13 protein-coding genes are annotated in these 14,551 nt (G+C 33.4%); 9 read left to right on the top strand and 4 right to left on the bottom strand.

The genetic code is table 11. From position 1 onward, the window contains the following. Positions 1 to 10 precede the first annotated feature (10 nt). The 9 genes from ACQ33O_RS00840 to ACQ33O_RS00880 all read left to right on the top strand — a co-directional run bounded on the left by ACQ33O_RS00840 (position 11) and on the right by ACQ33O_RS00880 (position 8,962). Positions 11 to 1,600: a DUF6734 family protein gene (locus ACQ33O_RS00840; RefSeq protein WP_430993646.1), complete on the top strand. Its 1,590-nt coding sequence runs from the start codon at positions 11 to 13 to the stop codon at positions 1,598 to 1,600. Positions 1,601 to 2,158: 558 nt separating this feature from the next. Beyond that, on the top strand, positions 2,159 to 2,302 hold the full coding sequence (locus tag ACQ33O_RS00845; protein ID WP_430993647.1) for a hypothetical protein: 144 nt from the start codon (positions 2,159 to 2,161) through the stop codon (positions 2,300 to 2,302). 388 nt (positions 2,303 to 2,690) lie between these two features. Then, positions 2,691 to 2,966, top strand: coding sequence for a hypothetical protein (locus ACQ33O_RS00850; RefSeq protein ID WP_430993648.1), 276 nt, complete (start codon positions 2,691 to 2,693; stop codon positions 2,964 to 2,966). A gap of 36 nt (positions 2,967 to 3,002) precedes the next feature. Beyond that, positions 3,003 to 3,656, top strand: coding sequence for a hypothetical protein (locus tag ACQ33O_RS00855; protein WP_430993649.1), 654 nt, complete (start codon positions 3,003 to 3,005; stop codon positions 3,654 to 3,656). 145 nt (positions 3,657 to 3,801) lie between these two features. Further along, a complete protein-coding gene (locus ACQ33O_RS00860) occupies positions 3,802 to 4,173 on the top strand; it encodes a TlpA family protein disulfide reductase (protein ID WP_430993650.1) in 372 nt (123 codons plus the stop codon). A 5-nt stretch (positions 4,174 to 4,178) separates the two neighbouring features. Next, entirely contained in the window at positions 4,179 to 4,361 is a 183-nt protein-coding gene (locus ACQ33O_RS00865) for a hypothetical protein (protein WP_430993651.1), read from the top strand. A 31-nt stretch (positions 4,362 to 4,392) separates the two neighbouring features. After that, positions 4,393 to 6,552 (top strand): peptidase domain-containing ABC transporter, encoded by a 2,160-nt coding sequence (locus ACQ33O_RS00870; protein ID WP_430993652.1) that lies wholly within the window; start codon positions 4,393 to 4,395, stop codon positions 6,550 to 6,552. A 69-nt stretch (positions 6,553 to 6,621) separates the two neighbouring features. Then, a complete protein-coding gene (locus ACQ33O_RS00875) occupies positions 6,622 to 7,542 on the top strand; it encodes an ABC transporter ATP-binding protein (protein ID WP_430993653.1) in 921 nt (306 codons plus the stop codon). 82 nt (positions 7,543 to 7,624) lie between these two features. Then, complete coding sequence (locus ACQ33O_RS00880; protein WP_430993654.1) at positions 7,625 to 8,962, top strand: ABC transporter permease; 1,338 nt, start codon at positions 7,625 to 7,627, stop codon at positions 8,960 to 8,962. On the opposite strand, the gene ACQ33O_RS00885 is transcribed toward ACQ33O_RS00880, so the two are convergent. From ACQ33O_RS00885 to ACQ33O_RS00900, 4 genes are all read right to left on the bottom strand, one after another. After that, positions 8,963 to 9,964 carry a Wzz/FepE/Etk N-terminal domain-containing protein gene (locus tag ACQ33O_RS00885; protein ID WP_430993655.1) on the bottom strand — a complete coding sequence of 334 codons (1,002 nt, stop codon included), beginning with the start codon at positions 9,962 to 9,964 and terminating at the stop codon, positions 8,963 to 8,965. A 10-nt stretch (positions 9,965 to 9,974) separates the two neighbouring features. Next, positions 9,975 to 12,296, bottom strand: coding sequence for an SLBB domain-containing protein (locus ACQ33O_RS00890; protein ID WP_430993656.1), 2,322 nt, complete (start codon positions 12,294 to 12,296; stop codon positions 9,975 to 9,977). Between the two features lie 108 nt (positions 12,297 to 12,404). Next, positions 12,405 to 13,352 carry an NAD(P)H-dependent flavin oxidoreductase gene (locus tag ACQ33O_RS00895; RefSeq protein ID WP_430993657.1) on the bottom strand — a complete coding sequence of 316 codons (948 nt, stop codon included), beginning with the start codon at positions 13,350 to 13,352 and terminating at the stop codon, positions 12,405 to 12,407. 99 nt (positions 13,353 to 13,451) lie between these two features. Then, positions 13,452 to 14,444: a sugar phosphate nucleotidyltransferase gene (locus tag ACQ33O_RS00900; protein WP_430993658.1), complete on the bottom strand. Its 993-nt coding sequence runs from the start codon at positions 14,442 to 14,444 to the stop codon at positions 13,452 to 13,454. Positions 14,445 to 14,551 lie beyond the last annotated feature (107 nt).

The raw sequence follows: 14,551 nt of genomic DNA on the forward strand, positions 1-14,551 counted from the left end.
CATGTTAATTATGAAGATCGTTCAATCATTTTGGTCTTTACCTGCGCAGAATAATGCCAAAGATGCCCTCAATGGCAGAAATTGCGGTGGCTGGCCTAGCGAAAGACTGCATGCAATGAGTTGGGCTTTTAGTATTTCCAAATTAAAACAGTTTTATCCTGAAGTAGTATTATACACGGATAAGACTGGCAAGGAATGGTTGATTGATAAACTGAATTTGCCTTATACAAATGTTCATAAAGAACTGGATTGCCTGAATACTTATAATCCACTATTATGGGCTTTGCCTAAGATATACACCTATGCAAAACAATCCGAACCTTTCATACATGTTGATGGTGATGTATATATCTGGGAGAAATTCAGTAATAAATTTGAAAATGCTGAGTTATTAGTTCAAAATTTAGAAGAAAATTACGCTTATTACAAAAAGCCATTAAAGCAAATTGCCGAACATTTTACTTATCTACCAAACCTACTTCAGGAAGCACTAAATGCTCAATCAAATCAACCATTAATTAGCATTAATGCTGGTGTTATTGGCGGGCACAATAATAACTTTTTCGAAGAGCTCAAAACATTTGCATTTGATTTTATTACAAAAAATGCAGTGGTTATTTCAAGGGTAGATGCAGGAGACCTTAATATTGTTTTTGAACAATTATGCTGCTATTTATGGGCTAAAAATAAAAATATCCCAATTACCACTTTATTAGAAAATGTAACTGTTGAGTCTGCAGATCTTATTCGATTTAATACCACGCCGTTACTAAATAAATTTATTCATGTAATTGGATTTGCAAAACAAAACCCCATTGCCTGTAGCCAATTAGAAAGAAGATTGAAATATGAATTTCCGGAAATGTATACACACATAAATGCATTATATCCGATTGAAAAAATAACGAGTATTCCATTAACAGTTAATAAGGATTATGACATTAAAGAAATATTTACAAATACAAATATCATTTTAGATAAACTTACTATCGATTATAAAAATATTGAATTTGAAAGCCTTTGCGATTTAATTGAAGTCGAGTACAATAAACATTCTACAGAAAACCACTATAAATTATTAAGTGATATATACCAAATAGAAAAGTATAAATATTTAACTCATAAAACCCTTTATAGTAGCCCTGAGACCTTTACAAAAAATATAGAAGAAAAAACAGAAAAGATTTTAAGAAAATTATATGAAGATAATATAGATGCATTTTTAAGCACAAAATTCACATTGGATAAAAATATCTGTCAAATAGCTTATTTAAGTTATCAATATCCAAACCCGATAACAATGGAGGTAATAGAAAGTATTGTAACAGATAAATGCACTATTACTGAAAGCAAAAACACACAAATGGTTTTGATACAATCCTTAGGCTATAATGAAAAAGAATTGTATACAAAACCGTTAACTAGTTGGAATGAGTTATTGTATTATTTTGATGAGGAAGCATTAACCGGCAACCAATTGATTGATATAATAAAGAAGCGAAATGATTTTGAATACAATGGCACCCAACTTAAAATAGATGTTTTGAATTTTTTAAGTAGTAACTGCTTATATTTTTCTTATTTGAAAATAGTAAAATAAAAACTGAATTTATAAATAATAAAATAGCTAATGAAAAAAAATAGAACAGATTGAAATTAGATTAACACTTGTACTAAAGACTATAAAAATACTTATATCAATAGTATTAATAGCAGGTGCTACAAATATAATTTTAAAACTTAACTATAAGTATTTTTTATACCTCATGCTATATTGCCTTGCAGGAACATATTTTTTGATTTATGGCTTATATGATGTAATTAAAAATAAAATGTTGAACCAAGTTAGCTACCATTACCTTTTAAATTTATTTACCAAGTTTAACAAGGGTAATACCAATCCCGAAAAATTTATTTCAATAGCAATAGGGATAATTGCTTTGATTTTTAGTGTTGCTTTTTTTGTAATCACATTTAAATATTTAAAAAATCCTCAAAGTTACTTTACAAGATAACTTACAAACACAATCTTACTGGGAGCATTGTAATGTAGGCCTACTCGAAGTACAAGAGAAAAAGAAGATTACATTATTTTAAATTAAGAAATATGAAAAGTAAAATGAACCATGTGGGAATGCAAAAATTAAATTCCCAAGAAATGGAAGTAATTGCAGGAGGTAGCTGCAGTACATCATCGATGGTCGCAGGAGGAATCTTCGCCTTTGGGATGATTTTCATAACAGGTGGTGCGGCTGCATGTGCAGCTGTGGGTCTTTATGCAGCATATATGAAAGATTGCTAAAAGAAACACATTTACAAATATTTCGGGAACAATTTCCAGTTCCCGAAATATTATTTCGTTACCAAAATTCTTATTAAACATGCTAGTGGATAATCAAAAAATCGATATTGATTTTATATTAAAAAAAAGAAGATTTAAAATTAATTGGTATGACTTCCATATATTATATGTCTTGTGCATTTTAACTTATCTCATCCTTATTTTTTGTATTAGTTCTATATTCCCAGTAGCCGACTCTTATGGAAATCTAATTCCAATAAGAATCTTCGTCTATTTATTGGTTTTTTTATTACAGTTTACATTAGGACTCTTGTACTATAAATATTTATTAAAAAACGTTTCATTCAGTGCCTATGAAACATCGCTTACCAAAGAACAAAAATTGAAAATGATTACAAAACTTTTAGAAAAATTTTCATTACCACTCTACAAAACTAATTCTATAAATATATTTTTTTCCACTTACAAATATGGTCCATTCAAAGTATATTCAAAAGATATTTATTTTATTCTCGATACCAATAATATTTTATTCAACATTCGCAATACAAAAGTTGATATTTTTTATATAATACCCGATAAAAAAGCAAACTTGATTAAACAAGAATTGATTAACCTAATAAATAATTCAATTAATGCAACAAATAAAATAAAAAATAACTAAGAATATTTTTTGTACCGATAATCAATTTTTAAAAAAATGAATGAATTCAATATTGAAATTCTTACAATAAAAAAAAGAAATTATTTTTGTGGGATAACGATTTTTATATATGCAATAACATTTTTTATCGAGTATTTTTTTTATACTGATTCGGTTTATTATAGTACTTATACTGAACAGCTAAGTTTAGAAAAAGTACAAGAAATATTAGATAGCGAAAAAAAGTATCGATGGTTAGGTTATTTGATTATCCCAATTTCATTGATTTTAAAGGTACTATACAATAGCTTCTGGGTTACAATAGGCTCCCTATTAAATAATGAAAGAAGTAGTTTTAAACACAATTACAATATTTGCTTAAAAGCAGAGTATGTTTTTGTATTAAGGCTTTTAGTGAAATTTTGTTGTTTAGTAATTTATAAACCGGTAAATACCTTGTATGATTTAGCTTTTGTACCGGGTGCATTATCAAATTTATTTCCAATAAGTAGCACACCGCAATGGTATCAATATCCATTACAAACTATCAATATTTGGGAGCTTCTATATTGTTTTGTGGGCACATCTATGTATGCCATACAACATAATGTTAGTAAATCAAAAGCCGCAGCCATGTTTTGCATCCCTTATTTAATTGGCCTTGCAATATGGGTATTAATAGTAGTTTTTTTTACACTACAATTTTCTTAGCATGAAATGGAAAAGAATAATCCCGGTTTTATCAATAATAATTTCAACGACGGCCTTTTTACTGATCAATATAACTAAGTCATTAAAGAGCAAAAACGCTATTGAAAAAAAAATTGCTACGCTACCCACCTTTGAATTTTATAATTTGCAAAAGCAAAAATTTACCAAAGATTCGATACAAGCAAATAGACCCACGTTATTCATACTCTATAATTCAGATTGTGAGCATTGTCAATACGAAGCTTCAGAAATCACAAAGTTTGCAAACGCATTTAAAACAACTAATATTTTATTTATATCCAATCAACCCTATCCAGAAATCAATCAGTTTGATAGCATCTATCATCTTACACAATACCCATTTATTAAATTATTAAAAGATAGTACCGATAATTTTTATAAAATATTTGGTACATCTGTGGTACCCTCACTGATCATATATAACAGCAAGAGTGAATTAGTAAAAAATTATAAAGGAGAGGTAAACGTTCTAAAAGTTATCGACCAATTGAAATAAAAAATATGAAAAAAATAAAATATTTTCTATGGGCACTTATAATTATTTCTGAATTACTAGTGATAAATAATTTATTGACGTTATATAAAGTAGAAAACAAGTATTCATTTATTGCAGGTATTATTATGTTTAGTGGAAATGCAGGCTTTGTTTTTTATTTAGCAAGAAAATCTACAAAAAGAAAATAATCATTCCATAAATTACTAATAAAATAAACGATTGCGTTTGAATAACCACAATCTTAAACATATTCAAAAAACTATTACACTTCAACAAGATCAACAGGATTGTGGGGTAGCTTGTCTTTTATCCCTTATCAAATATTATGGTGGTGTAAATACTTTTGATAATTTGAGAAAATTAAGCGGCACCAATATTACTGGTACCACCTTACTTGGGCTATATCAAGCAGCCAATCAATCAGGTTTTACTGCGGAAGGTTATGAGGCTGATATTGCGGCATTGCTTACCCATCCTGATCCTTGCATTTTACATTTATTAATAGATAACACTATACAGCATTATGTAGTTTGTTATGGAGTTACTCAAAAAGACAATGAACTGAAATTTATTATTGGAGATCCTTCAAAAGGCATTGAATATTTAAATAAAAGCGAATTAAAAAAAATCTGGAAAAGCAAAACCTGTCTTACATTAACTCCAAATGAAAGCTTCAAAAAAGAAAGCGCAATTAACAAAGAAAAAATACTATGGTTAAAACAATTGGTAAAAGATGATGCCACCATACTATCTATTGCATTTGCACTTGGCATTGGCATAGCAATATTAGGGTTATCGATGGCTATTTTTTCTCAACGGCTGATTGATGATATTATACCGCAACATAATTTCTTAAAACTGAACTTAGGAGTTGCATTACTTCTGGTATTATTAATTATAAAAGAAGGATTGATCGTATTACGACAACTATTTTTATTGCGACAATCCAAAGATTTCAATATTCGAATTACAACATTTTTTTATGACCATTTATTACATTTACCAAAACCATTTTTCGATACTCGAAAGATCGGCGAACTTTCAGCACGGCTGCAGGATACTGGCAGAATACAAAATGTAATTACACAATTAACCGGCAACGTCATTATAGATCTCCTGATAGTAATTGTTTCGTTTATTTTTATTTTTATATACAGTTGGCAGGTAGGCATCATTTGTTTATGTACCATGCCTTTTTTTTATAATTTAATTTATCTGAAGACTAAACAAATACAGGATAAGCAAAGGGCAATCATGAGTAATTATGCCACCGTTGAAAGTAACTACATATCTAGCTTGCAGGGGATAGACAGCATAAAAAATTTTAATAAAGAAAGTTTATTTGCAACAGTAAATAATAGCATTTATAAACATTATCAAGATTCGATTGTAATATTTGGTAAAATTAAAATTAAAATCTCCTTTCTTGTCAATGTATTTGCGTCCTTATTTTTATGCAGTATTTTGATGTATAGTAGTTATCAAGTAATAAACCATCATTTGAAATTAGGGGAGCTAATGGCTTTATTAGGCATGTGTAGCACACTTTTACCACCAGTTACTAATTTAGCATTAGTTTTTTTACCTATTAATGAAGCTAAAATTGCTTTTGACAGAATGTTTGAGTTTACAAGTGTCGAAAAAGAAATTATTAATGCTGAGAATAATTTACCCTCTAACTTAAGTCTACAATCAATAAACATACAAAATCTGTTATTTCGCTTTGCTGGTCGTAGTCCAATTTTAAAAGATATATCTCTGAAAATTAGAAGAGGAGAAAGCACCGCAATAATTGGAGAAAATGGCTGCGGCAAAAGTACTTTACTGCAATTGTTACAAAAAAATTACGATTATGAAAAAGGTTCAATCATCATTAATGACAGAATAGATTTAAAAGATATTTCTATTGTAAATTGGAGAAAAATAGTAGCAGCGGTGCCGCAACAAATACATCTTTTTAATACCTCTGTGTTAGAAAACATAGCTTTTGAAGATGCGTCAGTTAAAACAGAAAAAGTAATTGACTTTTTAAAAGAATACGGCTTTATTCAATTTATCGAGTCCTTACCCCAATCTTATTTTACTTTAGTGGGAGAAGAAGGTATAAATATATCAGGCGGTCAACGACAAATAATTGCACTTGCAAGAGCATTATACCATCAACCACAATTACTAATTTTAGACGAAGCGACATCTGCTATGGATAAAGACGCTGAAAGATTTGTATTACAATTGCTTATGAAATTAAAACCAAAAATAGCTATTATTCTAATTGCTCATAAAATAGAGAATTTGCAGACCATTTGCAATGAAGTATACTTATTTGAAAAAGGGTTTGCCAGATCCATATCATTACCTAGCAAGGAGTATGTAAACTAATAAGCTACCGTTTATAAAATAACTTGCTTACTAAAACCTTACATCTATACATTTGCCTAATTATTTTTTATGAACTTACTTGAGCTACAAAACATCAAAAAATATTTCGCCTCACAAAAAGCGGTTGATGATATCAGTTTTGACATCAAAGAAGGAAGTATTTTCGGTTTACTTGGCCCAAATGGTGCCGGTAAAACAACATTACTAAGAATGATCACCGGAATATTTTATCCGGATAGCGGCATCATTAATCTGAATGGCAAAAAATTCAATCCTGTTGAAGATGTTGGCCTGATCGGTTACATGCCTGAAGAAAGAGGTTTGTACAAAAAGATGAAGATCGGCGAACAGGCTTTGTATTTGGCACAACTAAAGGGCTTGAGCAGAACCGATGCCATGCAAAAATTAAAATACTGGTTCGAAAAATTTGAGATGCAAAGCTGGTGGAACAAAAAAGTAGAGGATCTCAGTAAAGGGATGAGCCAAAAATTACAATTTGTTACAACGGTTTTACATGAACCAAAATTGATCATTCTTGATGAACCATTTAGCGGCCTCGACCCGGTGAATGCGAATATTATTAAAGACGAAATCTTTAACCTGTCTCAAAAGGGTATCACTATCATATTCAGCACACATCGCATGGAACAAGTAGAAGAGATCTGCGACCATATCATTCTTGTAAACAAGGGACAAAAGATACTGGACGGTACAGTGAGTGATATCAAAAATCAATTCAAAGAAAACATCTACAGGATCAATGCTGCAACATCTGCGGAGCAACTAGGCACCTACATTTTTGAAGTCATCAAACATCAACCCGATCAATTACAAATCAAGTTGCAACACGATAGTACTACGAATGATGTTCTGCAATATTTGATCAATAAAAACATTACTGTTAATTCTTTTACAGAGATACTCCCATCACTGAATGATATCTTTATTAAACTGGTAGAAGGAACTCCCGGTGCAAGACAGTTTAATTAAGTACGATTTGGGATGTACGATTGTGTTATAGTTGTTAATTTATTTTTTGTTTAGTGCTTTAAAAATATATAAGAATAATATTATGAGTAAAACCTGGTTAATCATAAAACGAGAATACACTACAAGAGTAAGAAACAAAACATTCTTATTATCAACTTTTCTATTACCGTTGGTCATTGTACTTTTCATTGCAGGCTCCATTTATCTTTCAACCAAAGGAGCATCCGAAAAATGTATTGTTGCACTGAATGACGAAACAGGCATTTTTAAAAACACGTTAAAAGATAAAAAAGATAAATCTATCCGGTTTGTTTACACAAGCGATACTGCTGTCAGCAAATTATTAAATGGTCAATTTGATGCATACATACATATAAAAGATCTGCAAAAAAATGCAGAGAATGCAATATCCATTGAGGTAAAAAAGCAGATCAGTGCTAATAACGAAGATTATATCCGAAACCAGATGAATCTTGTTCTTGAAAATAAAATGCTGGAAGACAATTTTAAAATGCCGATGGCTACGCTCGACTCCATGAGAAAGCAGGCAAAGAATATCGATCTTATACAATCAAAAGGCGAAGGAAAGGATAAGCAGCAAATATATTCCGGACTTACAGCGAGTATCGGGTATTTCTGTGGTATTTTGATCTACATTACCATGTTCATTTATGGCACACAGGTTATGCGTGGGGTAATGGAAGAAAAAACGAATCGTATTGCAGAAGTAATTGTAAGCTCTGTAAAACCTTTTCAATTAATGCTTGGAAAAATAGTAGGCATAGGTGCCGTAGGTATCACTCAATTTTTATTATGGATCATCTTGATCTTTGGAATTTTTTCAGTCGCACAATTATTTATTCCGGCTGATATTTTACAACAGGTAGAACAATTACAAAATAATCCTGCACTGCAAAATAGCAATACTGTGCAAATTAGTCAGGCAGCTAAAAATATCGCCGGAGCTACAGAAGCATTATACTCATTAAACTGGCCACTTATAATCAGCAGTTTCTTGTTTTTCTTTTTAGGAGGATATTTATTTTATGCTGCATTGTTTGCAGCAGTGGGCAGTGTTATAAACGAAGACCCACAGGAGGCTCAATCGCTGGTATTACCAATAACAATGCCGATCATTTTTGCATTTATCATTTTGACACAAGCCATTCAAAACCCAAATACCTCTTTGGCATTTTGGGGAAGCGTTATTCCCTTTACTTCACCTATTGTAATGATGGGAATTGTACCGGCACCCGGGGCAGTCCCCTGGACACAGTTAGTACTGTCAATGACTTTATTGATAGCAGGTTTTTTATTTACAACATGGCTTGCTGCAAAAATTTACCATGTCGGTATTTTAAGCTATGGTAAAAAAGGTTCGTGGAAACAAATGATCAAATGGGCTTTTGGAAAATCATGATCATGCAGCAAAAATCGATTTCCTTATTTCTGATTTTACATAACCATACAAAACACCCCATACAGCAAGTATTGCTGTGAATATAGCACCTAATACAAAACCGACAATTGACCAAACTACAGGAGATTTTTTTTCAACTGTAAACGGAGGGTCGGGTTTATCTAAAATCGATATAATAGGAGTTGCCTTTTGTAATGTCCATAGTGCTTCGTCTCTGTTAGCAATGGCTGCTTCTCGTTGTGCTTTGATCCTATCCCTATCTCCCGAAAGATTTTCTTTTGGTAAAGAGTATTCTAATCTATCGGGTGTAAAAAAAGTAGCATTTTGCATTGCAATAGCACGGCTGTCAAATCCTCTAACTACAAGATTCAAAGAATCGATCTTTTTCACCGTAAAATTATAATCATCCATTGCCTTCTGAGTTCGTAGATTGATATAGAAGTCAGATATCTTGGCGATGATCACTTCTGTAACAGGTTTTACAAGACTTTCATTCGTATTTGTAAATGCTAACTCAAGTACACCGTTACGATTGATCTTTGCATCAACTGCCGATTTCAAAATATTACCTCCAATGCTAACCAATGCAGCACTGTCAGCAGGTATTTTTATCTTAGAAGAGAACAAACCCTTGTTGTTATTTGTTTCATTGATCAATAATTCTGCAATGGTCTTATTATTGATGCTTTGTAATTTTGCAGCGGCTACTGCTTCTCTTACGTTACGACTATTTGCCAGTTCGATGATATTTATAGCAGCATCACTACTGAAACTTTTAGAACCATCTCCCATTCCCAAAAGGCTGCTAAGGCTATTGCCTGCAAGTGACCCTTGCGATTGATTATTCAATGGAAATACAGTGGCTCTTGATGTGTAAGCCGGCTTGGAACGAAATGCATAAAAAAACAGTAAAACAGCCACAATGATTCCAACAAGAATAATCAACAGTTTAGCCTTACTTAATCTGGCTGATATTGCCTTAATAAAATCCGCTGTGCTCACTGTAGTTATTTTATAAGTTTTTAATAATGAGACTTGCAATGATCACCGGTATCGTTGCAGTAATAGATTGAATAATGATGTTACCAACATCTTTGCCTTCTTTTCTTTCAGGAACCGTTATTGTACAACCTTCTTTTACCTTTGGATAGAAATGGATAAAAAGGAAATTTCTTGTTCGTCTGCTCTTGCCATTTGCGTATGTAACATATATTCTGTTACGCCATGGTTTTACCCCGAAGCCACCTGCTTTGTCAACATAATACATTAACCTGTTATAGTCTTTATCAAAAGTGGTTTTTACAGGTGCCTGCACAACCCCTTGCACCGTAACAAACGGATTAATTTCAGGAATATAGATCACATCTTTTTCCTGAAGCACAATATCATACTTTGAATCCTTTTCATTTAATGCCTTGAAAAGATCGATACTAACGGGTTTGCCTATGTTACCCAACACCTCTTCTTTTATCACTCCATTTGTATCTAAAACTTTCTTCGCCAGATATTCATCTCTGAAAAAATCGGTTTCACCTCTTATTAAAAAGGCACCACTAAGATCCGCATTATCCAATACCCCTCCTGCTCTTTTGATATAAGACGATAATTTTTCTTCTTTATTCAATCGGGGATAATTACCCGGATATTTAACCAACCCTTGTATCAAAACATTTTGTTGAAGCTTGAACTCGGGATTCTTTCTCACAAAAACCTGATCATAGGGCTTAATAATAACTTGTGCCGAAGTCAGGTCAAGTTCTAAATTAGGCAATACAGCATATGATTTTACTACAGTCTGTGTTGGCTTTAACCCTTGTTTTGCTGAATCAATATCTACAATACTTGAAATTTCCAATCTGCCAAATTCAGCTGATTGCTTTAAACCGCCGGACAAATAAATGAGATCCTGTAGTGTCATTCCTCCATAAACTTTCAGTTTGCCGGGCTTGCGTACTTCGCCGAAAATCTCTACAAAATGTTGTTCGCCAAATTCGCTGTTAGAAAATAACTGAATAAGGTCGTTAGGCTGCAGTGCAACATTATTTACAGCGCTATTGTTGCTTTCAATATCTCTCAAACTGATCTCTATCTTATCTACTTTAAGATTAACCGAATCAGCTCCTCTGCGGAAAATATACGCTCTCGGCAAATAAGTATTTTTGGTAATACCACCAGCTCTATTGATCACATCAAATAAAAGATCACCCTTCTTTATTTCATAAAATCCCGGATAAGAAACTTCTCCCTTTATCTCTACTTTATTGATGACTCCTGGGTTAATGATATTTACTTTAACCACATCGCCATCTTTCAAAATAAAATCCGGTTTACCCTGATGTAATATTGCAGTTGCGTTCACATCATGTATTACCTGTTTTTCATTTTCAGTTCTCACAATTTTTACATCTGATGTATAAGCATCCGGTGTAAAGCCACCTGCAAAATCTGCCAATGCTTTTATTCCTTCATTCTTTTTTAATTGATAATACATCGGACGTTTAAATTGTCCCGTTGCCAGCACTTTCTTCTCTACAAAAGTTACAAGTACAAAATCATTGTTTTGTAAATAAATTCGATTGCCAATATCTCCTGATGTCAGGTATTTATATACATCCAATGTTTCAATTACTTTACCGTTACGCTTAACTTTTATCTCTCTTAAATTACCATATTTTGTAACACCACCTGCTAAACCAATTACATTGAATGCATTGGAAAATGCCGAAACGGTTACCGGCCCGGGGTTATTTACTTCGCCACCTACATTAACACTGATGGTACGTGGTTGTCCTAAAGTTACTTGTATGTTCGTAGTTGCCGGTACAACACTTTTAAATCTTGAATAGATCAACGAACGAGCCGATTCAAAAGTTAAACCTTGCACTGTTATTTTACCAAGACTTGCAGGAAATATAGAACCATCTCTTGCTACTACGTAATCTTCCTGATACTCGCCTCCGCCCCATAATGCTACAACAATATGATCTCCTACACCAATCGGATAATCCAAGGGAGGTGTAGAGAGTTCTGCAACATTCAGCATTGCAGTGTTTTTGAAAATATTTGTTCCGTATGTATCATCCGATTTGTAACTGTTCGCTCTGATATTATCTTCTATGATCGTATCTTTTACAACAGTAACATTTTGCTGTTCGGGCAATTTATTTTTGTCTGCACCTGCTTGTACATTTTTATTATTATCGCCGAAATATGATTTTAATACTTTTGGAGGCATTTGTGCAGGATCGATCGTTCCTGCAGGAAGATTTTTTATTTCTTCGGTTGTTGGTAAGGTTGTAGGCGGCTGACAAAATGCATTAACTGAAAAACTCATTAAGATAACAAGCAGCAGTTTTGTTTTCGTATTGACCAATAGCTTCAAATTAAAAGGCATTTGTTAGGGGTTAATTTACAAATTAATTAGGGCAAATATATTAATTATTTATTTGAGGGGCTGCGCCAATAAAGCCATAAACTCTGTCCATATCTCTTTTACAATGGCTTCTGCCGGCTTTATTTCCTTTATTATTGAGCTTACCTGACCAATTTCAAGCTCGCCTTCCTTTAAATCTCCTTCAAACATACCTTTTTTTGCCCTGCCTTTACCCAGCAATTCTTGTAACGCTTCCACAGAAACGCCGTTAGATTCTGCTTGCTGTACGGCCATATAAAACTCATTTTTTAATAACCTTACAGGGGTAAGTGCTTTCAAACTTAGCTTAGTATCACCTTCCTGAGCAGCAATAACCGCTTCTTTAAAATTGATATGAGAAGAGGCTTCGGTACTTGCAACAAACCTGCTACCGATCTGTACACCACTTGCACCCAATACCATTGCTGCCAACATTTGTCTTCCAGTAGCAATTCCGCCAGCCGATATAACGGGAATGGATACTGTATTACAAACTGCCGGAGTGAGCACCATAGTTGTAGTCTCTTCTCTCCCGTTATGACCGCCGGCTTCAAAGCCTTCGGCTACAACTGCATCGCAACCTGCGGCTTCGGCCTTTTGTGCAAATCTGCTGCTACTTACAACATGCACTACTATAATGCCGTGTTGTTTTAAGATAGGTGTCCATGTATTGGGGTTCCCTGCAGATGTAAAAACGACCGGTACTTTTTCATCGATCACTGTTTGAATATGTTTTTCAATATCAGGATACAGTAAGGGGATATTTACACCAAAAGGATTTTGTGTTGCAGCTTTACATTTTTGAATGTGCTCTCTTAGAACATCGGGATACATACTGCCGCTACCAATTAAACCCAACCCTCCGGCATTGCTAACGGCACTGGATAAACGCCAACCACTTGCCCATACCATACCTGCTTGTATGATGGGATAACTTATGCCAAAAAGTTCGGTTATGCTATTATTGAAAGGTTTCACTGTGTAGTGTTTAATAAGTTTATGAGGTTGAATAGGTTTAACGAGTTAAAGAAACCTTTGAAACTTATTGAACTTTTGTGACCTGTTAAACTTTCAAGACTAACCAAGATCTATATCCGTATTATCTCCAATATTCAACGAACGGGTCTCTCCTTTTACGCCTGTATCACTACCGATCAGAGAATCATCCAATACTACATCAAATAATTTCGAAAAAGAACCAATGATAGATTCTTTTACAATTGTATAATTTAAAATGGTGCTTTCACCAATGGTAACATTGGGGCCTATTACAGAGTTTCTTATATCGCAACCCTCACCGATACTTACAGGAGGAATGATAATGGTGTTTTCAAAGTTGTGGCGTTGAGGTAAACTACCTCCGGATTTTTTTAGCAAAGTGGCATTCGATTCAAGCAATGTTTCTTTCTTACCACAATCGAACCAGCTCTGTACTTTAAAGGATTTGAATTTTGCACCGGACTGTATCATACATTCCAAAGCATCTGTTAAACTCAACTCCTGCATACGGTCGCTACCGCCTTCCATTATTTTTTTAAGACAATTAAAAAGAAAATCTGTCTCTTTTATTTTATAAATACCAACCAAAGCCATATTACTTTTTGGTATGGATGGCTTTTCTACTACCCTTGTGATTGTGCCTTCTTCATCGATTTCTGCTACGCCAAAATTTCGTGGATCATCTACTTTTTTCACACCTAACATAGAGTATGGCGATTCCAACACCTCTTTTACATCGTACTCAGCTATTGTATCTCCCAAAACAATAAATACTTCATCGTTACCAACGATCTCATTTGCAAGATCAATAGCATGACCTGTTCCGTACCGTTCATTTTGATAAACAAAATAACAGGTAAGCTCGGGGTATTTTGCCTTTACGTAATCCTGGATCTTTTCACCGAGATAGCCAACGATAAAAATATATTCCTTTATCCCGGCATCGAGTAGTTGATCTACAATGGTGCTTAAAATTGTTTTACCTGCTAAAGGTATTAAAGCCTTTGGCTGTGTATATGTATGTGGTCGCAGCTTGGTTCCTGCTCCGGCCACCGGTATAATTGCCTTCATAATGAAACTCCGGTTCCGCTACAGCGGAAGGTTTTATTTAGAATAAACTTTCAAACGCCTCAAATCAGTGTGTGAAAGTAGTGAATTTTGAATAAACACGACTGTTT

This window comes from Ferruginibacter sp. SUN002 (assembly GCF_050611725.1).
Classification (GTDB): Bacteria; Bacteroidota; Bacteroidia; order Chitinophagales; family Chitinophagaceae; genus Ferruginibacter.